Here is a 23291-nt window from a genome sequence, read left to right on the forward strand (position 1 = left end):
GGTTGAACGGCTGGGCGCCCCTTCGGCGTCGTACCGGGATCAGATCTTGGTGCGAGAGGTGTTGTAGAGCTTCGCGGCCAGCGCGGCCACGTCGTCCTGAGCCATGCCCTTGCCGCTCATGGAGAGGGCCACGTCCACACCGACGAGCACGCCGACGGTGCTGTAGTCGGCCCAGACGCAGATGGGGACCTGGAACTCCTTGGGGCCCTTCGCGGCGCTGCCGTCGCCCTCCTTGTTGACCATCTTCATGTCCTGGCACTTCATCAGTGCGCCCTTGAATCCGGCCGGTGTGACGGCCTTGGGACTGCCGATCAGCGAGACCTCCATCCCGGAGCCTCCGTTGAAGTCCTCACCGGCGTTGTCGAAGGAGCCGTCGATGACCTTCGCCGGGTCGGTGACATCGCCCCAGATGCCGCTGAGGGTGAGGACCTTCCCGGAGAGCTCGGCGCCGGAGTTGTACGAAGCGCCCGCCTGCTGGGGGTTCTTGATCCCCATGGCCTCCGCCTCGGTCTTGTCCTTGCCGGTCAGCGGACCCGACGCCGCCTGGCCCGCGCCGTCCTTCTTGTAGTCGTCCACGGAGGCCGCGGGCGTCAGCTTGTAGCCCTTGGTGGAGTCCGAGACGTCACTGTTGCTCGCGCCGCCCCCCGACGTCGCGAAGTACACGCCGCCGCCGATGACGGCCAGCGCCACGACGACGCCCGCCACGATCAGACCGGTCTTCTTCTTGGGCGCCGCCGGCGGCATCTGGCCGCCGTAGGCCGGCTGGCCGCCGTACGGGGGCGTGGGCGGCTGCTGGCCGTACGGGCCCGGCTGCTGGCCCTGCGGGTAGCCGTAGCCCTGCGGGGGCTGCTGCTGCGGCGGGACACCCTGAGGGGCCTGCTGCGGGTACCCGTAACCGGGCTGGCCCTGCGGCGGACCCTGCGGCGGCTGGCCGCCGTACGGGCCCGGCTGCTGTCCGTACGGTCCGGGCTGGCCCTGCGGCTGCTGCCCACCGTACGGGCCCGGCTGGTTGTAGCTCATGCTGCTGTCCCCTCCAGAATGCTTATGCGTTCCCGACATCCTCGCGGACACGGCCCTGACGTGGGGCACCGGGCGGCACACCGTTACTGAACCAACCGGTTTCAGTGCAGGACTGTGACGGCCCTAAACTGTCCCTCGTGACCGAGAACACTCAGCAGCAGACAGCCAGCAACCCCGAACTGCCGACCCAGTACGCGCCGGCCGAGGTAGAGGGGAAGCTGTATGAGCGCTGGGTAGAACGTGGGTATTTCGAAGCCGACGAGCACAGCGACAAGCCCGCGTACAGCATCGTCATCCCCCCGCCGAACGTCACCGGAAGCCTCCACCTGGGGCACGCCTTCGAGCACACGCTGATCGACGCCCTCGTCCGCCGCAAGCGGATGCAGGGCTTCGAGGCGCTCTACCAGCCCGGCATGGACCACGCCGGCATCGCCACCCAGAACGTCGTCGAGCGCGAGCTCGGCAAGGAGGGCAAGTCCCGCCACGACCTGGGCCGCGAGGCGTTCGTCGAGCGCGTCTGGCAGTGGAAGGACGAGTCCGGCGGTCAGATCTCCGGTCAGATGCGCCGCCTCGGCGAGGGCGTCGACTGGTCCCGTGAGCGCTTCACGATGGACGAGGGCCTCTCCAAGGCCGTCCAGACCGTCTTCAAGCGCATGTACGACGACGGCCTGATCTACCGCGCCGAGCGCATCATCAACTGGTGCCCCCGCTGCCTCACCGCGATCTCCGACATCGAGGTCGAGTACCAGGAGGACGACGGCGAGCTCGTCTCCATGACGTACGGCGAGGGCGACGAGACCATCGTCGTCGCCACGACGCGGGCCGAGACGATGCTCGGTGACACAGCCGTCGCCGTCCACCCCGACGACGAGCGCTACAAGCACCTCGTCGGCAGGCAGATCAAGCTGCCGCTCACCGAGCGCACCATCCCGGTCGTCGCCGACCACCACGTCGACCCGGAGTTCGGTACCGGCGCCGTCAAGGTGACCCCGGCCCACGACCCGAACGACTTCGAGATCGGCAAGCGCCACGACCTGCCGTTCCTCACGGTCATGGACGAGCGCGCCGTCATCACGGTCCCCGGCCCCTTCGAGGGACTCGACCGCCTGGAGGCCCGCTCCGCCATCGTCGCCGCCCTGCGCGCCGAGGGCCGGATCGTCGCCGAGAAGCGGCCGTACGTCCACTCCGTCGGCCACTGCTCGCGCTGCAAGACCACGATCGAGCCGCGCCTCTCCCTCCAGTGGTGGGTCAAGGTCGCCCCGCTCGCCAAGGCGGCCGGTGACGCCGTCCGCGACGGCAGCGTCAAGATCCACCCGCAGGAGATGGAGAAGCGGTACTTCGACTGGGTCGACAACCTCCACGACTGGACGATCTCGCGCCAGCTCTGGTGGGGCCACCGCATCCCCGTCTGGTACGGCCCGAACGGTGAGGTCGTCTGTGTCGGACCGGACGACGAGGCCCCCACGGGCGAGGGCTGGACGCAGGACAGCGATGTCCTGGACACCTGGTTCTCCTCGGGCCTGTGGCCCTTCTCGACGCTGGGCTGGCCCGAACAGACCGACAGCCTCGCGAAGTTCTACCCGAACTCCGTCCTGGTCACCGGCTACGACATCCTCTTCTTCTGGGTCGCCCGGATGATGATGTTCGGCCTGTACGTCAACGACGGCGTCCCGCCGTTCGAGACGATCGTCCTGCACGGCATGGTCCGCGACGAGCACGGCAAGAAGATGTCGAAGTCCTTCGGCAACGTGGTCAACCCGCTGGACTGGATGGACAAGTACGGCTCCGACGCCCTGCGCTTCACGCTGGCGCGCGGCGCCAACCCGGGCGTCGACGTCCCGATCGGCGAGGAGTGGGTCCAGGGTTCGGCGAAGTTCGCCAACAAGATCTGGAACGCCACGCGCTTCGCGCTTATGAACGGCGCCACGATCGAGGGCGAACTCCCGTCCGCCGACGAGATGTCGGTGACGGACCGCTGGATTCTCTCGCGGCTCAACAAGACGGTCGCCGAAGTCGACGCGTTCTACGACGACTTCCAGTTCTCCAAGCTCAGCGAGGCGCTCCGGCACTTCGCCTGGGACGAGGTCTTCGACTGGTACGTCGAGCTGTCCAAGACCACGTTCTTCGCGGGCGGCAAGCCCGCCGAGGTCTCGGGCCGCGTCCTCGGAGAGGTCCTCGACGTGATGCTGCGCCTGCTGCACCCCGTCGTCCCGTTCGTCACGGAGACGCTGTGGACGGCGCTCACCGGCCGTGAGTCCGTCGTCATCGCCGACTGGCCCACCGACTCCGGCTTCCGCGACGACGCCGCTGAGCAGGAGATCGAGCTGGTCCAGCAGGTCGTCACCGAGGTCCGCAGGTTCCGTTCCGACCAGGGGCTCCAGCCGGGCCAGAAGGTTCCGGCGCGGCTGACCCTGACCGGCACGGCGCTCGCCCCGCACGAGGCGGCCATCCGCCAGCTGCTGCGTCTCCAGCCCGCCGAGGACGGCTTCCAGGCCACGGCGACGCTGCCGGTCGCGGGCGCCACGGTGGCGCTCGACCTCTCCGGCACCATCGATGTCGCGGCCGAGCGCAAGCGCCTGACGAAGGACCTCGACGCGGCCCGGTCGGAGGTCGCTCAGGCCAACGGCAAGCTCGGCAACGAGGCGTTCGTGGCGAAGGCCCCGGACCACGTCGTCGACAAGATCCGTGGCCGCCTGACCAAGGCCGAGGCGGACATCGCGCGAATCCAGGGACAGCTGGACAGCCTGCCCGCGGCCTGACCACCCGCGCGGCCTGACCACCCGCGCAAGGCCCCGGACCCCACGGTCCGGGGCCTTGCGCGTCCCGCGGGGGAGAGCCGGGGAGGCCGTGTCGGTGGTCCTCCGTAGACTGGACCCGTGACCGAGCAGCCCGACCCCAGCGACAACAGCTTCGACGAGATCGTCGACGCCGAGACCCAGCGCGACCCCGACCTGGCGGTGATCGAGGCCGGGAGCCGCACACTGCGCACCCATTCGGGACCGCCGCAGGGCGCCGAGGTTCCCGCCCGCCCCACCGACCCGGAGATCGACAAGGCACTGCGCGCCGTGGAGCAGGAGCTCGCCGGCCGCTGGGGCGAGACCAAGCTCGAACCTTCGGTGACGCGCATCGCGGCACTGATGGACGTGCTCGGTGAGCCGCAGCGCGCGTACCCCTCCATCCACATCACCGGGACCAACGGCAAGACCAGCACGGCCCGCATGATCGAGGCCCTGCTGAACGCCTTCGACCTGCGCACCGGCCGCTACACCTCGCCGCACGTCCAGTCGATCACCGAGCGGATCAGCCTGGACGGCGTCCCGATCGAGGCCGAGCGCTTCGTCGAGACGTACGAGGACATCAAGGCGTACGTCGAGATGGTCGACGCCCAGCAGGACATCCGGCTGTCGTTCTTCGAGGTGCTGACGGGCATGGCGTACGCGGCCTTCGCCGACGCGCCGGTCGATGTCGCGGTCGTCGAGGTCGGCATGGGCGGCACCTGGGACGCGACCAACGTCATCGACGCCTCGGTCGCGGTCGTCACCCCCATCTCGCTGGACCACACGGACCGCCTCGGCAACACGCCCGCGGAGATCGCGGGGGAGAAGGCCGGCGTCATCAAGCAGGGCGCGACGGTCATCCTGGCGCAGCAGCCCGTGGACGCCGCTCAGGTGATGCTGAAGAAGGCCGTCGAGGTGGACGCCACCGTGGCCCGCGAGGGCATGGAGTTCGGCATCGTCTCCCGGGAGATCGCGGTCGGCGGCCAGTTCCTGACCCTGCGCGGGCTGGGCGGTGAGTACGACGGGATCTTCCTCCCGCTGTACGGAGCCCACCAGGCGCACAACGCGGCGGTCGCGCTCTCCGCGGTCGAGGCGTTCTTCGGCATCGGCGCCGAGCAGAGCGGCTCGCTGGACATCGAGGCGGTCCGCAAGGCGTTCGCCTCCGTCGTCTCGCCGGGCCGCCTCGAAGTCGTGCGCAGCAGTCCGACCGTCGTCCTGGACGCGGCCCACAACCCGGCCGGCGCGCGCGCCACCGCGGACGGGCTGTCGGAGGCGTTCAGCTTCTCCCGGCTCATCGGCGTGGTCGGCACGAGCGGTGACAAGGACGTGCGCGGGCTCCTCGAAGCCTTCGAGCCGATCTTCGCCGAGGTCGTCATCACGCAGAACTCCAGCGGGCGGGCGATGGACGCGGACGAACTGGCCGCCATCGCCGTCGAGGTCTTCGGCAACGACCGCGTCCAGGTCGAGCCGCGCCTCGACGACGCGCTGGAGGCGGCGATCACCCTGGCCGAGGAGGAGGACGAGTACGCGGGGGCGGGAGTCCTCGTGACCGGCTCGGTGATCACGGTCGGCGAGGCCCGGCTGCTTCTGGGAAAGGGCTGACCTGTGCGTATGCTCTGCGCGTCGACGCTGCTCGGCGAGTTCTTCGTCATCGGCTTCGCCGGTCTGGTGGCCATGAAGTCCGACGACCTGTCGACGGCCACGGTGTGGACCGTCTGCGGTATCGGCATGCTGCTGTCCGTGGTCCTCTGCGGTCTCATCACCCGTCCGGGCGGCATCCAGCTGGGTTGGGCGCTCCAGGTCGCGCTGGTGCTGAGCGGCTTCGTCGTCCCGATGATGTTCGTCCTCGGCCTGGCCTTCGGCGGCCTGTGGTGGGCCTCTCTGCACTACGGGCGCAAGATCGACGAGGCGAAGGCCAGATGGGCGGCGCAGGAGGCCGCGCGGACACCGGCCGCGAGCTGACGTCCACCGTGCCGCCGGGCGCACCGGCGGCACGTAAACCCGCCCGTCGGTCCGTTCACGCGCCCCTGTAATCTCGCTTCACCGCACCCGTATGCCTGCAAGGAGCCGTACATGACTCAGCGCACCCTCGTCCTTCTCAAGCCCGACGCCGTCCGGCGTGGGCTGATCGGCGAGATCGTCGGCCGCATCGAGCGCAAGGCCGGCTGGCAGATCACCGCGCTGGAGCTGCGCACGCTCGACCAGGAGACGCTGGAGCAGCACTACGGCGAGCACAAGGGCCGCCCGTTCTACGAGCCGCTCGTCGAGTTCATGGCATCCGGCCCCGTCGTCGCTCTGGTGGCCGAAGGCGAGCGGGTCATCGAGGGCGTCCGCGCCCTCGCGGGACCGACCGACCCGATCGCCGCCGCGCCCGGCTCGATCCGTGGCGACTTCGGCACGATCACCCGTGAGAACCTCATCCACGCCTCGGACTCCGAGGAGTCCGCAGAGCGAGAACTGAAGCTGTTCTTTCCCGGACTTTCCTGACCCCGGATCAGCCAAACAGCGCTCATGACCTGGGGCGACCGAAGTAATTCGGTCGCCCCTCCGCATAGGGTCTGCGATCGCGGGAACGCATCCCTCCGACGTATCGTCACCATGAGTGGAACGGACACCCGTTCCGCCCACAATGGCGCAGGACCGTCGCGCTGTGTCCGTGCTCACGGCACTACGATGGAAGCTTCCACGCCCACAGCGCCAACCTCGCCTACCAAAAACAAGCCAATCGCTTCAATTGGGAAGGCCCGACGCATCCTCATGGGGAACAAGGGGAACTCAATGTCGTTCATCGGCCGTGACATGGCTATCGACCTCGGGACTGCCAACACGCTGGTGTACGTCAGGGGGCGCGGCATCGTTCTGAACGAGCCGTCCGTCGTGGCCATCAACACCAACACGGGTGGCATTCTCGCGGTCGGTTCCGAGGCCAAGAAGATGATCGGCCGCACACCGGGCAACATCGTCGCCGTGCGGCCACTGAAGGACGGCGTGATCGCCGACTTCGAGATCACGGAGCGCATGCTCCGCTACTTCATCCTCAAGATCCACAAGCGCCGCTACCTGGCCCGTCCGCGGGTCGTCGTCTGTGTGCCCTCCGGCATCACAGGGGTCGAGCGACGCGCCGTCATCGAGGCATCGACGCAGGCCGGCGCGCGTCAGGTGCACATCATCGAGGAGCCCATGGCGGCGGCCATCGGCGCCGGCCTGCCGGTCCACGAGGCCACCGGGAACATGGTCGTCGACATCGGTGGCGGCACCACCGAGGTCGCGGTGATCTCGCTCGGCGGAATCGTCACTGCCCAGTCGATCCGGGTCGCCGGTGACGAACTGGACAACGCGATCATCCAGCACATCAAGAAGGAGTACTCGCTCCTCCTCGGTGAGCGGACCGCCGAACAGATCAAGATCACGATCGGTTCCGCGTACGACCTGGACAAGGACGAGCACACCGAGATCCGGGGCCGCGACCTCGTGTCCGGGCTCCCCAAGACCGTCGTCATCTCGGCAGCCGAGGTCCGCAAGGCCATCGAGGAGCCGGTCAACGCGATCGTCGACGCGGTGAAGACGACCCTCGACAAGTGCCCGCCGGAGCTCTCCGGCGACGTCATGGACCGGGGCATCGTCCTCACCGGCGGCGGCGCGCTGCTGCGCGGTCTCGACGAGCGGCTCCGCATGGAGACCGGCATGCCGATCCACATCGCCGAGGACCCGCTGGACTCCGTGGCACTCGGTTCCGGCAAGTGCGTCGAGGAGTTCGAGGCGCTCCAGCAGGTGCTGGACGCCCAGCCGCGCAGGTGACGGTCCCTCGGTCGGCCCCCGCACCCGTACGGGTGCGGGGGGCCCGGCGGACGCAGCCGCCCCGTAGAACAGATCGTTGATATACAGGCACGAACATTCCGACGAGGAAGGCACGGCCGCCGCACGTGAGGGACACACGAGAGAGCCGGCTGCTCCTGGTGCTGCTGGTTGCCACCGCGTTCGCACTGATCACGGTGGACATCCGTGGCGGCGAGGAGTCGCCGGTCGACGGCGCCAGGCAGGCCGCCGCAACGGTCTTCGGGCCGGTCGAGAACGGCGTCGCGGCAGCGGTGGACCCGGTGGGCAACGCCATAGGAGCCGTACGGGACTCCGGAGACCGGCATGACCGGATCGCGGCCCTCGAACACGAGAACGCGGCACTGAAGGCGAAGCTCGGCAGCGACGACCGCAACCGCAGCCGGGTCCGCCAGCTCGACATGATGATGAAGAACGCGGGCGCCGGACAGTACGGCATCAAGGCCGCCGAGGTCATCGCCATAGGAGCGGCCCAGGGCTTCTCCTGGACGATCACCATCGACGCGGGCGCCCACGACGGCCTCAAGCGCGACATGACCGTCCTCAACGGTGAGGGACTGGTCGGCCGGGTCACCACCGTCGGACCGAACACCGCGACCGTCCTGCTGGCCAACGACCCCGACTTCACCGTCGGCACCCGGATGGAGAAGACCGACGAGCTCGGCTTCGCCACCGGCCAGGGCTCCCGGCCGCTCTCGGTCCAGTTCCTCAACGGCAAGGCCAAGGTGAAGAGCGGCGATCGTCTCGTCACCTTCGGCTCCAGCAAGGACAAGCCGTTCGTCCCCGGAGTCCCCGTCGGCGAAGTCGTCCGCGTTGACCCGTCCGGCGGCGCCCTCACCCGGACGGTCTACGTCAAGCCGTACGTCGGCTTCACCAAGCTCGACATCGTCGGCATCGTCGTCCAGGCACCGCGCGAGGACCCCCGCGACATGGTCCTGCCCAAGCAGCCCAAGAAACCCGAGAAGCCGAAGCCCACCCCGACGGTCACGGTCACCCTCCAGCCGAACGGCGACCTCGTCGACGGCGCCGGAAAGGTCGTCGGGAACGTCAACGAGAGCGGCGGGCCCACGGAGAACGACGCCGCCGGCCAGCCGGGGAACGCCGATCCCGCCGACCCGGCGGGCAACGCCGATCCCGCCGGCGACACCGCAAACGACCAGGAGTAGAGCTGACCCCCATGCGCCTCAACCGGACACTGCTCTCCGTCGCCCTGGTCGTGGTCGCCCTCGTCGTCCAGGTCTCCGTACTCGCCCGGCTCCAGCTCCCCGGCGCCGTCCCCGACCTCCTGCTGCTCGTCGTGGTCGCGCTCGCCCTCGTCTACGGCCACGTCAGCGGAGCCCTCATCGGCTTCGGCGCGGGCCTCCTCGCCGACCTGGCACCCCCCGCCGACCACGCCGCCGGGCGCTACGCCCTGGTGCTCTGCGTCATCGGCTACCTCGTGGGCCTGGCCAGACCGGAGAACGGGCAGCTCAAGTCGGCGTTCGTCCCGATGGCCGTCGTCGTCGCCGCGGCCGTCGGATCGACCTTGCTGTACGCGGGAGTCGGCGCCCTCGTCGGTGACACGGCCGCCCGCCACGTGGGCCTGGCCAGTCTGCTGTTCACCGCCGCGGTCTACGACCTGCTCCTCGCGCCGTTCACCGTGCCGCTCATCATGGCGCTCGCCAGACGTACCGAGAACGACCCGCTCGCCGAGAGTTCGAACGGCGGCGACGTCGCCGCGGGCTGGCTCTCCTCGGGCACAGGACTTCGCATCGGCAGCCAGCGCGGCGGACTGCGCGTCAAGGCAGCCCGGAACCGCGCCGCACGCGCGGGAAGGATCAAGGGGGTCAAACGACTGTGAGGCCGGACCAGTACCTGATCACCACCGGGGGCGCCGCATGAGGCTCTGCTTCCCGGGGGGCAACCACAACCCCCGAACCCCCGGCCGGACCACCACCGGGGGCGCCGCATGAGCAACATTCCCGAGACGGGCCGGACCCAGCGGGTCCAGATCCGTCTCATCGTCATTCAGGTCCTTGTCTTCTCCCTGCTGCTGACGCTCGGCGGCCGTCTCTGGTACCTCCAGATCCGCAACGGCCAGGAGTACACGGACGAGGCGAAGAACAACCACGTCCAGCAGGTCGTCCAGCCCGCCGTCCGCGGCGCCATCCTCGACGCGCGGGGCGTGCCCCTCGCCGACAACGAGACCCGGCTCGTCGTCTCCGCCAGCCGCACCGAGCTGATGAAGATGAAGGACGACGGCCAAGGCGTCCTCACCCGGCTGGCCGAAGTCCTGGACATGGAACCCAAGGACGTCCTCGACAAGGTCCGGCTCTGCGACTCCAAGACACCGCAGCCCTGCTGGAACGGCTCGCCCTACCAGCCCATCCCGGTGACGGACGAGGCCACCACCCAGCAGGCCCTCCAGATCCGTGAGCGTGCCGAGGACTTCCCCGGCATCACCGCCGAACCCACGGCCGTACGCCGCTACGCCGCACCCGGCAAGGCCAACACCGCCCAGGTGCTCGGCTACCTCTCACCGGTCACCGACGAAGAGCTCACCAAGGCCCAGGACACCGACTCCCCGTACCTCCGCTCCGACCAGGTCGGCCGCTCCGGCCTGGAGCGCACGTACGACAAGGAACTGCGCGGCAAGGCCGGCGTCACCCGCTACGAGGTCGACAACCTCGGCCGTGTCATCGGGCAGGCCGAGAACGACAAGGCGGAGCCCGGCGCGAGTGTCGTCACCTCCATCGACGCACGGGTCCAGGCCGTCGCCGAGTACGAGCTGAACAAGGCCATGGAGACGGCCCGCAAGGAGATGGACCGCAACACCAACGAGCTCTACAAGGCCGACTCCGGCGCTGTCGTCGTCATGGAGTCCAAGACCGGACGCATCGTCTCGATGGCCTCCCTGCCCACCTACGACCCCAACGCCTGGGTCGGTGGCATCTCCGGCAAGGACTACGCCGAGCTCACCGGCAAGAAGTCCAACTTCCCGCTGCTGAACCGGGCCATCCAGGGGCAGGCCGCCCCCGGGTCCATCTTCAAGGTCGTCTCCTCGACCGCAGCGGTCAACGCCGGATACCCCTTCGACGGCAACTACCCCTGCCCCAGCTCGTACTCCATCGGCGGTCAGGTCTTCAAGAACTTCGAGTCCCAGGGCTACGGCAGCATCAGCCTCGGCCGCGCCCTGGAGGTCTCCTGCGACACCGTCTACTACGGCCTCGCGCACAGGGAGTGGCAGCGCGACGGCGGCATCCAGCCGAAGAAGAAGACCAACGACTGGTTCTACAAGACGGCCCACCAGTTCGGTCTCGGCAAGGAGACCGGAATCGACCTCCCCAACGAGGTCACCGGCCGTGTCCCCGACCGCCAGTGGAAGGAGAACTTCTTCCGGGCCAACAAGGACGGCTGGTGCAAGCAGGGCAAGAAGGACGGCACGTACGTCGAGAAGATCGCGTACGAGAACTGCCTCGAAGGCGACAAGATGCGCGCCGGTGACTCCGTCAACTACTCGATCGGCCAGGGAGACACCCTCGTCACCCCGATCCAGATGGCGACGATCTACGCGGCCATCTCCAACGGCGGCACGCTCTACAACCCGACCGTCGGCAAGGCCATCGTCAGCGGCGACGGCAAGACCGTCCGCGAGATCAAGCCGAAGTCGCACGGCAAGCTGCCCTTCAAGGGAAACACCCGCGACGTCATAGACGAAGCCCTGGCGGGTGTCGCGACCCGGGGCAGCGCTGCCTGGCGATTCGGCGGCTGGCCCCAGGACAAGATCGCGATGCACGCCAAGACGGGCACGGCCGAGGTCTACGGCAAGCAGACGACCTCCTGGTTCGCCACGTACACCAAGGACTACTCGATCGTCATGACGATCTCCCAGGGCGGTACGGGTTCCGGCGCGTCCGGGCCCGCCGTGCGCAACATCTACAACGCGCTCTACGGTCTCGACGCCGAGGGCAAGCAGAACCTGAAGAAGGCCCTCCTGCCCACGCCGCAGAAGGCCCTGCCCAAGATCCAGCCCGACGGCTCGATCGACGCGCCGAAGATCAAGCCCTACGACCCCGACTCGCAGAAGCCCGCCGGTGAGGTGGAGCAGGCACTCGCCGGAGCCCCGGGAAGGCGGGACTGATGGCCGGCTTCTCCGTCTCCCGGTACGCCCCCGAGCGGACCTCCTGGGCCAGGCTCACCGCCCGCGACTCGCTCGTACGGCGGCTCGACTGGCCGCTGCTCGGCTCGGCGCTCGCGCTGTCCCTCATCGGCTCGCTGCTCGTCTGGTCGGCGACCCGCAACCGCGACACGCTCACCCACGGCGACCCGTACTACTTCCTGTTCCGGCACGCCCTCAACACCGGCATCGGCGTCGCCCTGATGATCGGCACGATCTGGCTCGGCCACCGCACCCTGCGCGGCGCGGTCCCGGTCCTGTACGGCCTCTCGGTGCTCCTGGTGCTCGCGGTCCTCACACCGCTCGGCGCCACGGTGAACGGGGCGCACGCCTGGATCATCATCGGTGGCGGTTTCTCCCTCCAGCCCTCCGAGTTCACCAAGATCACGATCATTCTCGGGATGGCGATGCTGCTCGCCGCCCGCGTCGACGCGGGCGACCAGCTGCACCCCGACCACCGGACCGTCGCCAAGTCGCTCGGTCTGGCGCTCATCCCGATAGCGGTCGTCATGCTGATGCCCGACCTCGGCTCGGTCATGGTCATGGCCGTCATCGTCCTCGGGGTGCTCCTCGCCTCCGGGGCATCGAACCGCTGGGTCTTCGGACTGCTCGGCGCGGGCACCGCCGGCGCCGTCTCGATCTGGCAGCTCGGGCTCCTCGACGACTACCAGATCGCCCGGTTCGCGGCCTTCGCCAACCCGGCGCTGGACCCGGCCGGCGTCGGCTACAACACCAACCAGGCCCGCATCGCGATCGGTTCCGGCGGCCTCGCGGGAACCGGTCTGTTCAAGGGCTCCCAGACCACCGGCCAGTTCGTCCCCGAGCAGCAGACCGACTTCGTCTTCACCGTCGCGGGCGAGGAACTGGGCTTCCTCGGCGCCGGACTGATCATCGTCCTGCTCGGCGTCGTCCTGTGGCGCGCCTGCCGGATCGCCCGCGAGACGACCGAGCTGTACGGCACGGTCGTCGCCGCCGGAATCATCGCCTGGTTCGCCTTCCAGTCCTTCGAGAACATCGGCATGACCCTCGGCATCATGCCGGTCGCCGGGCTACCACTGCCGTTCGTCTCGTACGGAGGATCATCGATGTTCGCCGTCTGGGTGGCGGTCGGACTGCTCCAGTCGATCCGGGTTCAGCGGCCGATAACCGCCTGATCCACGGCCGATCGGCCGCCGCCCCCTGCCCGCCCACGCCCAACGCGTCTAGATTCGTTACATGGCGGACTCGAAGCGCGAGATCGAGCGGAAGTACGAAGCGACCCCCGATACCCGGCTGCCCGACCTGACCAGGGTGGCCGGGGTCTCGGCTGTCACCCACCACGGCGTCACCGAACTCGACGCCGTCTACTACGACACCGCGGACTTCCGGCTCGCGGCCGGCTCCCTCACCCTGCGGCGCAGGACCGGCGGGGCCGACGAGGGCTGGCACCTCAAGCTCCCCGTCTCCTCCGGTGTCCGTGACGAGATCCGGGCCCCGCTCGCCGACACCCTGCCGCAGAGCCTCGCCGTACTGCTCCGCTCCAGGGTCCGGGAAGCCGAGGTGGCACCCGTCGTCCGGCTGCTCTCCGCCCGGGACGTCCACCACCTCGTCGACGCGGACGGCACCCTCCTGGCCGAACTGAGCGTCGACGAGGTCCTCGCCGAACGGCTCACCGAGGAGGGCCGCGGCACCACCGCCGCCTGGACCGAGATCGAGGTGGAACTCGCGGACGACGGCGACCCGGCCTTCCTCGACGCCGTCGAACGCCGACTGCGCAAGGCCGGTGTGCGGCCCTCCGCGTCCGCCTCCAAACTCGCCAGGGCCCTCGCCGAGACGGGCCCCCCGGAGAAACAGCACCTGGTGAAGAAGGCGAACAAGGCGAAGAAGACGAAGAAGGAAGGCAAGCGGCAGCCCCAGGCCGCCGGTGACCACGTCCTCGCCTACGTGCGCACCCAGGTCGAGGCCGTCATCGCCCTCGACCCCGCCGTCCGCCGCGACCTTCCCGACTCCGTACACCGGATGCGCGTCGCCACCCGCCGGATGCGCAGCGCCTTCACGTCGTACCGGAAGATCCTCGACCGGACGGTCACCGACCCCCTCGCCGACGAACTGAAGTGGCTGGCCGCCGAACTCGGCGTCGACCGGGACCAGGAAGTCCTCGACGCCCGCCTCCACGCCCGCACCGCCGCTCTGCCCGCAACCCTGCTCCTGGGCCCCGTCGAGAGCCGGCTGCGCGTCTGGTCGGTGGGCCGGCGCACCGGCTCCAGGCGCCGCGTCCTGGCCGTACTCGACGGAAAGCGCTACCTGGCCCTCCTGGACTCCCTCGACGCGCTCCTCGCCGACCCGCCCCTGCTGCCCGCCGCCGCCCGGGAGCCCGGCGACGCGCTGCCCCGCGCCGTACTGAAGGACTACAGGCGCCTCGCCACCCGCGTCGGCCACGCCCTGGAGCGGCCCGCAGGCCAGGACCGGGACCTGGCGATGCACGAGGCGCGCAAGGCGGCGAAGCGCGCACGGTACGCGGCCGAACTGGCCCGGCCCGCACTCGGCAAACCCGCCAAGAGGTTCGCCAAACGGATGAAGGCCGTGCAGAAGGTCCTCGGCGACCACCAGGACAGCGTGGTCGCCCGCGACGCGCTGCGGGGCCTGGCGGTCCAGGCGCACGCGGCGGGGGAGACCGCGTTCACCTGGGGACTGCTGTACGGACACGAGCAGGCGGCGGCCGCCGAGAGGGAGCGGGAACTGCCGGAGGTGTGGGCCGGAGCGGCGGCGCCGGAATTGCGGACGGCGTTGAAGGGCTGAGCGAAGGGTTACGCTGGATGGTCACCCCTGCCAGCTCACGAAGGTCCCCAGATGTCTGCCGAGTCGGTCTTCCCACAGCTCGAAGCTCTGCTCCCGCATGTGCAGAAGCCCATCCAGTACGTCGGCGGTGAGCTCAACTCCACCGTCAAGCCGTGGGACGAATGCGACGTCCGCTGGGCCCTGATGTACCCCGACGCGTACGAGGTCGGACTCCCCAACCAGGGCGTCATGATCCTGTACGAGGTGCTCAACGAGCGCGAAGGCGTCCTCGCCGAGCGCACGTACAGCGTCTGGCCGGACCTCGAAGCGCTGATGCGCGAGCACGAGGTGCCGCAGTTCACCGTGGACAGCCACCGGCCCGTCGGCGCGTTCGACGTCTTCGGGCTGAGCTTCTCCACCGAGCTCGGCTACACCAACATGCTCACCGCCCTGGACCTCGCGGGCATCCCGCTGGAGTCCAAGGACCGTACGGTCGACGACCCGATCGTGCTCGCGGGCGGCCACGCGGCCTTCAACCCCGAGCCGATCGCGGAGTTCATCGACTGCGCGGTCATCGGCGACGGCGAGCAGGCGGTCCTGGAGATCACCGAGATCGTCCGCGCCTGGAAGGCCGAGGGCCGCCCCGGCGGCCGCGACGAGGTGCTGTTCCGCCTCTCCAAGACCGGCGGCGTCTACGTACCCCGCTTCTACGACGTCGAGTACCTCCCCGACGGCCGCATCGGCCGCGTCGTGCCCAACAAGTCGGGCGTGCCGTGGCGGGTGTCCAAGCACACCGTCATGGACCTCGACGAATGGCCGTACCCGAAGCAGCCCCTCGTCCCCCTCGCCGAGACCGTCCACGAGCGGATGTCCGTCGAGATCTTCCGCGGCTGCACCCGCGGCTGCCGTTTCTGCCAGGCCGGCATGATCACGCGCCCTGTGCGGGAGCGAAGCATCACCGGCATCGGCGACATGGTCGAGAAGGGCCTCAAGGCGACCGGCTTCGAAGAGGTCGGACTGCTCTCGCTCTCCTCCGCGGACCACACGGAGATCGGCGAGATCGCCAAGGGCCTCGCCGACCGGTACACCGAGGACAAGATCGGCCTCTCGCTGCCCTCGACCCGGGTGGACGCCTTCAACGTCGACCTGGCCAACGAGCTGACCCGCAACGGCCGTCGTTCCGGTCTCACGTTCGCCCCCGAGGGCGGTTCCGAGCGGCTGCGCAAGGTCATCAACAAGATGGTCTCGGAGGAGGACCTGATCCGTACGGTCTCCACCGCGTACGGCAACGGCTGGCGCCAGGTGAAGCTGTACTTCATGTGCGGCCTGCCCACCGAGACCGACGAGGACGTCCTCCAGATCGCCGACATGGCGGTCAAGGTGATCGCCAAGGGCCGCGAGGTGTCCGGGCAGAACGACATCCGCTGCACCGTCTCCATCGGCGGCTTCGTACCCAAGCCCCACACCCCGTTCCAGTGGGCCCCGCAGCTCGGCGCCGAGGAGACCGACGCCCGGCTGAAGAAGCTCCGGGACAAGATCCGCGACGACAAGAAGTACGGCCGCTCGATCGGTTTCCGCTACCACGACGGCAAGCCGGGCATCGTCGAGGGCCTGCTCTCCCGCGGCGACCGCCGGGTCGGCTCCGTCATCCGCGCGGTCTACGAGGCCGGCGGCCGCTTCGACGGCTGGCGCGAGCACTTCAGCTACGACCTGTGGATGACCAGCGCCGAGAAGACGCTGCCCGGGTTCGGCGTGGACGTCGACTGGTACACCACCCGCGAGCGCACGTACGAGGAGGTCCTGCCCTGGGACCACCTGGACTCCGGTCTCGACAAGGACTGGCTCTGGGAGGACTGGCAGGACTCGCTCGACGAGACCGAGGTCGAGGACTGCCGCTGGACACCGTGCTTCGACTGCGGGGTGTGCCCTCAGATGGACACGAGCATTCAGATCGGCCCGACCGGCAAGACGCTGCTGCCGCTCACGGTCGTGAAGTAGACGCACACCGCGTCCGAGTGACACGACTCGGTGACGAAGGCCCGGTCCCGTAAACCACGGACCGGGCCTTCGCGTCATGTCGGTCATGGACCAGGAAGCGCAGCCCAGCCCCTACGGAAAGCACCAGGCGCCCGCGCGGTACGAACCGGGTGACGGCTGCCTGACCACCCTCGTCAGGATTCCGGTACGGATCGTGGTGCTGGTGGTCGTCCTTCCCGTACGCATGGTCTGGGACGTCCTCGTCGCCGGTGGCCGCGCCGCCGACCGCATCCTGCTGCGCCCCCTCGGCAGGGCGCTGACCTGGCTCTTCGACGTACTCATCGCGATCCCGGCGGTATGGCTGTACGGCTCCGTCCTCACCCCGCTGGGCCACGCGCTGCTCTGGCTCGCGGCAGCCGTCCTCGTCCGGCCCTGGGTGGGCCTGTGGCGCCACGTCGTCGTCCCCGTGGTCCACTACGGCGTCGTCGTCCCGCTCAGCTGGTTCTACGCGGCCCTCCTCACCCCGCTGGGGCACGGCTTCGGGTGGGTCGGCCGCACGCTGCTCGCACCCGCCGGACGAGGGATCGCGCTCGCGGTGGGATGGGTGCTGACCGCGCTGTTCGTGTGGCCGGTGGTGGGCGTGTGGACCTACGTCCTGACACCGCTCGGCCACGCCCTGGCCTGGATGGCGCGGAACCTCGTCGTGCTGCCGCTGACCTGGGCGTACCGGCGGCTGCTGACCCCGCTCGGCCACGGCGCCGTCCTGCTGCTCACCGCGCTCCTCGTCGTCCCCGTCGCCTGGGTGTACCGCGCGGTCCTCGCGCCCCTCGGCCGCGAGATCGTCGACGCGCTCGCCGTGGCGTGGCGGATCGCCGGGTTCCTCTCGCGCGCCGTCGGCCGGGCCCTGGCCTGGCTGGCCTGGCACCTGGTCGGCGCACCGGTCACCTGGGCCTACCGCACGGTGTGCACTCCGGTCGGACATTTCGTACGGGACCAGGTCTGGGCACCCGCCAGGCGGGCGGCTCTGGAGGCGGGAAGCGCGGCGCGAGGAGCCCTGCGCACGGCACGGGAAACCGTGCGCAGGGCCCGCCGTGACGCGTGGAGGGCGCTGGCCGGGGAGCACCGGGTGGCCGAGCCCCGGGAACTCGATGGGTCCGCTGCGCGTAGGCTGGGTAGTGAGCACCATGCAACGACTGACCCCAGCGCGGCGCCCGCACCCGAGATCTCCCCGCTGACAGCACAAGCCGTCAAGCGGGGGTGAGCCGGAGCGGACACCCCGGGGCACCCCCATACTTCGTGGGCGGTACGCCACCGCGTCCGCCCCGCACCGAGGAGAAGAACCACTGGGCAAGCGACAGCCCGAAGGCCCGCCGCCCGCACCGGCAGTGCAGCGCATCCGACTGCGCTACACGAAGCGCGGCCGCCTCCGGTTCACCAGTCACCGAGACTTCCAGCGTGCCTTCGAGCGGGCGCTGCGCCGCTCCGAGGTGCCCATGGCCTACTCGGCGGGCTTCACCCCCCACCCGAAGGTCTCGTACGCCAATGCCGCTCCCACCGGCACGGGCAGCGAGGCCGAGTTCCTGGAGATCGCCCTCACCGAGGCGCGTGACCCGGACACCCTGCGGGAACTGCTCAACGAGTCGCTGCCGGACGGCCTGGACGTCACCGACGCGGTGGAGGCCCGTACCTCGGGTCTCGCCGACCGGCTGACCGCCTCCGTATGGGAGATGCGTCTCGACGGCGTGTCCGTCGAGGACACGGCGAAGGCCGTCTCCGCCTTCATGGCCGCCGAGACCGTCGAGGTCCAGCGCCGTGCCAAGAACGGGATGCGTACCTTCGACGCCCGCGCCGCCGTCGCCGACCTGCAGGCCCTTGATCCACCGGCTGATAGGCCGGGGGACAAGCCCTGTGCGATACTGCGGCTGGTTGTTCGGCACGTGACGCCTGCCGTGCGACCCGACGACGTCCTGTCCGGTCTCCGCGTTGTGGCCGACCTCGCGCCGCCGGTCCCCGCAGCGGTGACCAGGCTGGCGCAGGGGCTCTTCGACGAGGAGTCCGGCACGGTGACCGACCCGCTCGCGCCCGACCGCGAGGCAGCCCCGACCGCTTCATCAGCGGTCGCCCCGGCCGCCGTCGCGACGGCGCCGGAAGGTGCAGGTTCCGCGTAAGGCGGTCGTTGTAGCGCGGCCCTTCGACTCGGGAGCCACCTGGGTCGGGCCGCGAACTGACCAGAAGACTTTCGCCAGGCCGTCCGCATACCGCGTACGGAACCGGCGAGCCAGACATCAGCTCCCGTGCGGCGCCCGCGCCCCGGACGGCGGTATCGCGCACATCACGCGAACCGTGCCGGACCGGAATCAGGCGCGGCGCCCGGGAGCGTGACGGGAGAACCGCCCGCATGCTTGAGCCGACCGAACCCGGAACCAACGGGAACACTGAAGACAACAACAGCCCCGGCGACAAGCTGCCGCCGCGCCGCAGGCGCCGCGCGGCTTCGCGCCCCGCGGGACCGCCGTCGGCGGGTACGCAGGGAGCGGCTGTCGCCGAGGACGCCACGCCGGCCATACCGGCCGATGACAGCGCGCAGACCGCAACCACCGGCACGGCGGACGCCGCGCCTCCGGCACGTACCCGCCGTCGTGCGGTCCGCAAGGCGACCGCTCCGGCGGGCGCCCCTGCCGAGGCCGCTGCTGAGCCCCCTGCCGAAGCCCCTGTCGTCGCGGAGGCCGCTGAGCCCGCGGAGGCCGAGGCGCCCGCCGCCCCGCCGCGTGCGCGCCGCCGGGCGGTCCGTAAGGCCACGGCTCCGGCCGGTGCGCCGCAGGCCGCCGAATCCGTGACCGAGCCCGTGGCCGAGCCGGCCGCCGAGCCCGTCGCGGACGTCACCGAGGCACCCGAGGCTCCGCGTGGCCGTCGCCGTGCGGTGCGCAAGGCGACCGCTCCGGCGGGCGCCCCGCAGCCCACCGAGGACATCGCCGCTGAGCCCGTGGCACCTGTGGCACCCGCGGCGTCCGCCGCTCCTGCCGAGGAGCCGGCAGCCGCACCGGTCGCCGAGGCGGCCCCCCGTGGCCGTACCCGTCGCCGTGCGTCGGCCCCGGCCGGCACGCCGCAGGCCGAGACCGCCGCCGAGCCCGAGGTGGTCGTCGAGCCGGCCGCCGAGGTCACCGCGACGGCCGAGGCAGTCGAAGAGGCCCCGGCCGAGGCCGCGCCTCCGGCGCGTGCCCGCCGCCGTGCCGTACGCAAGGCGACCGCTCCGGCGGGCGCCCCCCAGCCCGCCGAGACCCCCGCTGTCGCGGAGGACGTCGCCGAGACCGGTGAGAGCCTTCCCGCGGCCGTGGCCGAGGAGCTCGCCGCCGAGCCCGAGCAGGTCGAGGAGGCCGCCCCGCGCGGCCGCCAGCGCCGCCGGGCCACCGCGGCGGCCGGCCGGCCGGAGTTCACCGGCAAGGTCGAGGAGCCCGCCCGCAAGAGCCGTCGCGCGACGCGCCCGGCCGTGGCCGTCTTCCAGGCCCCGGTCTTCGCCGAGCCGATGTTCCAGACCCCGGAGACCGCCGCTGCCGCGGCTGCCGCTGCCGGTCCCGTGGCGGAGCAGGACGAGGTCGAGGAGGCCGAGCAGGCCCCCGTCGCCGAGCCCGCGGCCGAGGTCGTGGAGACGCAGGCGGAGCCCGCCGAGGCCGCGCCGCAGGGTGGCTCGCGCCGCCGTCGCCGCCGCCGTGGTGAGGCCGCCGAGGCCGAGCCCGTCGCCGCCCCCGTCGCCGCTCCGGTGGAGGAGGCCGTGGAGGACGAGCACGAGGCCGAGGCCGAGACGGACGCCGAGCACGAGGGCGAGGAGACGGACGAGTACGGGGACCGGCCTTCGCGCCGTCGCCGTCGTGGTGGCCGTCGCCGCCGTCGCGGCGAGAACAACGAACTGGACGACGCCGAGCACGGCGACGAGGCCCCCGCGGATCACTCCGATGACGAGGCCGAGCGCGCCCAGGAGCACGACGACGAGGACGAGGACGACAACGAGTCGGCCGCCGGCTCCAGCAGCAGCCGTCGCCGCCGTCGCCGTCGCCGTCGCAGCGGTGAGGCCGCGGCCGAGGCCGACAACGGCACGGACGACCCGGAGCGTACGGTCGTCAAGGTCCGCGAGCCCCGCAAGAAGGAAGTCGAGCGCGAGCCCGGCACCGGTTTCGACGAGGTCCAGTCCATCAAGGGCTCGACCCGTATGGAGGCCAAGAAGCAGCGTCGCCGCGAAGGCCGCGAGCAGGGCCGCCGCCGGGTGCCGATCATCACCGAGGCGGAGTTCCTCGCGCGCCGCGAGGCCGTCGAGCGCGTGATGGTCGTCCGTCAGAGCGGCGAGCGCACCCAGATCGGCGTCCTGGAAGACAACGTGCTCGTCGAGCACTACGTCAACAAGGAGCAGGCCACCAGCTACGTCGGCAACGTCTACCTGGGCAAGGTGCAGAACGTACTGCCGTCCATGGAGGCCGCGTTCGTCGACATCGGCAAGGGCCGCAACGCCGTCCTGTACGCCGGTGAAGTGAACTTCGAGGCGCTCGGCATGGCTCACGGGCCGCGTCGCATCGAGTCCGCGCTGAAGTCCGGCCAGTCGGTCCTCGTCCAGGTGACGAAGGACCCGATCGGACACAAGGGCGCCCGCCTGACCAGCCAGGTCTCGCTGCCCGGCCGCTACCTGGTCTACGTGCCCGAGGGCTCGATGACCGGGATCAGCCGCAAGCTGCCCGACACCGAGCGGTCCCGGCTGAAGACCATCCTCAAGAAGATCGTTCCCGAGGACGCGGGCGTCATCGTGCGCACCGCGGCCGAGGGAGCGAGCGAGGACGAGCTGCGCCGCGACGTCGAGCGGCTGCAGGAGCAGTGGGAGGACATCCAGAAGAAGTCGAAGAGCAGCGGCAGCTCCAATGCGCCGACGCTCCTCTACGGCGAGCCGGACATGACCGTCCGCGTGGTCCGCGACATCTTCAACGAGGACTTCTCGAAGGTCATCGTCAGTGGTGACGACGCCTGGGAGACGATCTACGGCTATGTCTCGCAGGTGGCACCGGACCTGACGGACCGGCTGTCCCGCTGGACCTCCGAGGTCGACGTCTTCGCGACGTACCGGATCGACGAGCAGCTGATGAAGGCGCTGGACCGCAAGGTCTATCTGCCGAGCGGCGGCTCGCTGGTGATCGACAAGACCGAGGCGATGGTCGTCGTCGACGTCAACACCGGCAAGTTCACCGGTCAGGGCGGAAACCTCGAGGAGACCGTCACCAAGAACAACCTGGAGGCGGCCGAGGAGATCGTGCGTCAGCTGCGGCTGCGCGACCTCGGTGGCATCGTCGTCGTCGACTTCATCGACATGGTGCTGGAGTCCAACCGGGACCTCGTACTGCGGCGTCTGCTGGAGTGCCTGGGCCGTGACCGTACGAAGCACCAGGTCGCCGAGGTCACCTCGCTCGGCCTGGTCCAGATGACCCGTAAGCGGGTCGGCCAGGGTCTGCTGGAGTCCTTCTCCGAGACCTGTGTCCACTGCAACGGGCGCGGCGTCATCGTCCACATGGAGCAGCCGGCCTCGGTCGGCGGCGGTGGCGGTGGCGGCAAGCGCGCCAAGAAGCGTGGCCGCGGCGGCGTGGGCCAGGACCAGGTCCACGAGCACGACCACGAGCAGGCCGACGAGCACGAGCACGAGATCGAGAGCGAGGCCGAGGTGGCGGCGGAGATCGCCGCTCCGATCGCGCTGCCCGAGCCGGAGTTCGTCCCCGACGAGGAGCTGTACAGCAGCCCGGCCGAGGCCGAGGCAGCCGCCGGGCGCGGTCGTGGCCGTCGGCGTGCGACCCGCAAGGTGTCGGCTCCGGCCGGCGCCCCGAGGGCCGCGGCCGAGCGAGTGACGGCACCCGAGCCGGTGGCCGAGGCCGCTCCGGTCGTCGAGCCGGAGCCCGAGCCGCAGCCCGAGCCGGTCGTCGAGACCCCGGTGGCCGCTCCGGCCCCCGAGGCCGAGGCGCCCGTCCAGGGCCGTACGCGTCGCCGGGCGACCCGTAAGGCGACCGCCCCGGCGGGTTCGCCGAAGTCCGCCGAGACGGTGGAGCCGGTCGCCGAGGAGGACCCGGTCGTCGGGTCGCCTGTCGTCTCGGTGCCGGACGCCGAGGCGCCCGCTGTCGAGACTCCCGTCGTCGAGACGCCCGAGGCCGGGACCGAGGCCCCGGCTCCGGTCACGGCGCCCCGCGCGCGTCGCCGGGCGACCCGCAAGGCCACCGCCCCTGCGGGCTCGCCCGCAGGTGCCGAAGAGGCCGAGGTCGTCGTGGTGACCGCCACGCCCGTGACCGAACCGGCTTCCGAGACCACGGAGGCCGAGACGGAGGCGGAGGCACCGGCCAAGAAGACGGCCCGCAAGGCCGCCGCCAAGAAGGCGCCGGCCAAGAAGGCCGCCGCCAAGAAGACGGTCGCCAAGAAGACCGCCGCGAAGAAGACGACCGCCAAGAAGACCGCCACGAAGAAGACGGTGGCCGCCGAGCAGTCGTCGCCCTCCGTGACGGCTTCGACCGGGTCCTCGGATTCGGCGCAGTCGGCGAACTGAGCACCCCGTAACCGGTCGTGCGACAACACGTGTCCCGCCCCGAGGCTCTCGGGGCGGGACACGTGCTTTGTTCCAGAACTGATGCACCGGCCGGTTAACCGGCCCGAAATGGCACAAGAAATCCCTGATAATGTGACGGCGGTTGCTGTGCTGTCAGGGTCCTGTTCAAGGAAACTACGGACAGTGACCGGGAGCCGGTGGAGGACAGACC

15 protein-coding genes are annotated in these 23291 nt (G+C 70.3%); 14 read left to right on the forward strand and 1 reads right to left on the reverse strand.

The window, feature by feature from the left end; genetic code table 11:
• Positions 1-39 precede the first annotated feature (39 nt).
• Complete coding sequence (locus AC07FA_RS01810; protein WP_479072707.1) at positions 40-1020, reverse strand: hypothetical protein; 981 nt, start codon at positions 1018-1020, stop codon at positions 40-42.
• A gap of 137 nt (positions 1021-1157) precedes the next feature.
• Here AC07FA_RS01810 and AC07FA_RS01815 point away from each other — a divergent pair, with 137 nt between their 5' ends.
• The 14 genes from AC07FA_RS01815 (at position 1158) to AC07FA_RS01880 (ending at position 23080) form a co-directional block, all read left to right on the forward strand.
• Positions 1158-3779: a valine--tRNA ligase gene (locus AC07FA_RS01815; protein ID WP_479072708.1), complete on the forward strand. Its 2622-nt coding sequence runs from the start codon at positions 1158-1160 to the stop codon at positions 3777-3779.
• Between the two features lie 117 nt (positions 3780-3896).
• Entirely contained in the window at positions 3897-5399 is a 1503-nt protein-coding gene (gene folC, locus AC07FA_RS01820) for a bifunctional tetrahydrofolate synthase/dihydrofolate synthase (RefSeq protein WP_479072709.1), read from the forward strand.
• 3 nt (positions 5400-5402) lie between these two features.
• Entirely contained in the window at positions 5403-5759 is a 357-nt protein-coding gene (locus AC07FA_RS01825) for a DUF4233 domain-containing protein (RefSeq protein ID WP_479072710.1), read from the forward strand.
• A gap of 111 nt (positions 5760-5870) precedes the next feature.
• A complete protein-coding gene (gene ndk, locus AC07FA_RS01830) occupies positions 5871-6284 on the forward strand; it encodes a nucleoside-diphosphate kinase (protein ID WP_266930635.1) in 414 nt (137 codons plus the stop codon).
• Positions 6285-6575: 291 nt separating this feature from the next.
• Complete coding sequence (locus AC07FA_RS01835; protein ID WP_479072711.1) at positions 6576-7595, forward strand: rod shape-determining protein; 1020 nt, start codon at positions 6576-6578, stop codon at positions 7593-7595.
• Between the two features lie 125 nt (positions 7596-7720).
• Complete coding sequence (mreC, locus tag AC07FA_RS01840) at positions 7721-8797, forward strand: rod shape-determining protein MreC (protein WP_479072712.1); 1077 nt, start codon at positions 7721-7723, stop codon at positions 8795-8797.
• Between the two features lie 11 nt (positions 8798-8808).
• Positions 8809-9471 (forward strand): rod shape-determining protein MreD, encoded by a 663-nt coding sequence (gene mreD / locus AC07FA_RS01845; RefSeq protein ID WP_479072713.1) that lies wholly within the window; start codon positions 8809-8811, stop codon positions 9469-9471.
• Between the two features lie 108 nt (positions 9472-9579).
• Positions 9580-11751: a penicillin-binding protein 2 gene (gene mrdA / locus AC07FA_RS01850; RefSeq protein ID WP_479072714.1), complete on the forward strand. Its 2172-nt coding sequence runs from the start codon at positions 9580-9582 to the stop codon at positions 11749-11751.
• Positions 11751-12941 carry a rod shape-determining protein RodA gene (gene rodA / locus AC07FA_RS01855; RefSeq protein WP_479072715.1) on the forward strand — a complete coding sequence of 397 codons (1191 nt, stop codon included), beginning with the start codon at positions 11751-11753 and terminating at the stop codon, positions 12939-12941. Before mrdA ends, rodA begins: the two co-directional genes overlap by 1 nt.
• 61 nt (positions 12942-13002) lie before the next feature.
• Positions 13003-14565 carry a CYTH and CHAD domain-containing protein gene (locus tag AC07FA_RS01860; protein WP_479072716.1) on the forward strand — a complete coding sequence of 521 codons (1563 nt, stop codon included), beginning with the start codon at positions 13003-13005 and terminating at the stop codon, positions 14563-14565.
• A 51-nt stretch (positions 14566-14616) separates the two neighbouring features.
• Positions 14617-16542, forward strand: a complete 1926-nt coding sequence (locus AC07FA_RS01865) for a TIGR03960 family B12-binding radical SAM protein (protein WP_479072717.1) — start codon at positions 14617-14619, stop codon at positions 16540-16542.
• 85 nt (positions 16543-16627) lie between these two features.
• Positions 16628-17782 (forward strand): hypothetical protein, encoded by a 1155-nt coding sequence (locus AC07FA_RS01870; protein WP_479072718.1) that lies wholly within the window; start codon positions 16628-16630, stop codon positions 17780-17782.
• A gap of 124 nt (positions 17783-17906) precedes the next feature.
• The gene (locus tag AC07FA_RS01875; protein ID WP_479072719.1) at positions 17907-18689 is read left to right on the forward strand and encodes a TIGR03936 family radical SAM-associated protein; all 783 of its coding nucleotides are present in this window, start codon (positions 17907-17909) and stop codon (positions 18687-18689) included.
• 230 nt (positions 18690-18919) lie between these two features.
• The gene (locus tag AC07FA_RS01880) at positions 18920-23080 is read left to right on the forward strand and encodes an Rne/Rng family ribonuclease (RefSeq protein WP_479072720.1); all 4161 of its coding nucleotides are present in this window, start codon (positions 18920-18922) and stop codon (positions 23078-23080) included.
• Positions 23081-23291: the final 211 nt, after the last annotated feature.

This window comes from Streptomyces sp. NPDC045968 (assembly GCF_056430475.1).

Coding starts and splice junctions, on each gene's coding strand:
- AC07FA_RS01810 (WP_479072707.1), bottom strand. CDS start 1,020: ATGAGCTACAACCAGCCGGGCCCGTACGGTGGGCAGCAGCCGCAGGGC.
- ndk (WP_266930635.1), top strand. CDS start 5,871: ATGACTCAGCGCACCCTCGTCCTTCTCAAGCCCGACGCCGTCCGGCGT.
- AC07FA_RS01835 (WP_479072711.1), top strand. CDS start 6,576: ATGTCGTTCATCGGCCGTGACATGGCTATCGACCTCGGGACTGCCAAC.
- mreD (WP_479072713.1), top strand. CDS start 8,809: ATGCGCCTCAACCGGACACTGCTCTCCGTCGCCCTGGTCGTGGTCGCC.
- mrdA (WP_479072714.1), top strand. CDS start 9,580: ATGAGCAACATTCCCGAGACGGGCCGGACCCAGCGGGTCCAGATCCGT.
- rodA (WP_479072715.1), top strand. CDS start 11,751: ATGGCCGGCTTCTCCGTCTCCCGGTACGCCCCCGAGCGGACCTCCTGG.
- AC07FA_RS01860 (WP_479072716.1), top strand. CDS start 13,003: ATGGCGGACTCGAAGCGCGAGATCGAGCGGAAGTACGAAGCGACCCCC.
- AC07FA_RS01865 (WP_479072717.1), top strand. CDS start 14,617: ATGTCTGCCGAGTCGGTCTTCCCACAGCTCGAAGCTCTGCTCCCGCAT.
- AC07FA_RS01870 (WP_479072718.1), top strand. CDS start 16,628: ATGGACCAGGAAGCGCAGCCCAGCCCCTACGGAAAGCACCAGGCGCCC.
- AC07FA_RS01880 (WP_479072720.1), top strand. CDS start 18,920: ATGCTTGAGCCGACCGAACCCGGAACCAACGGGAACACTGAAGACAAC.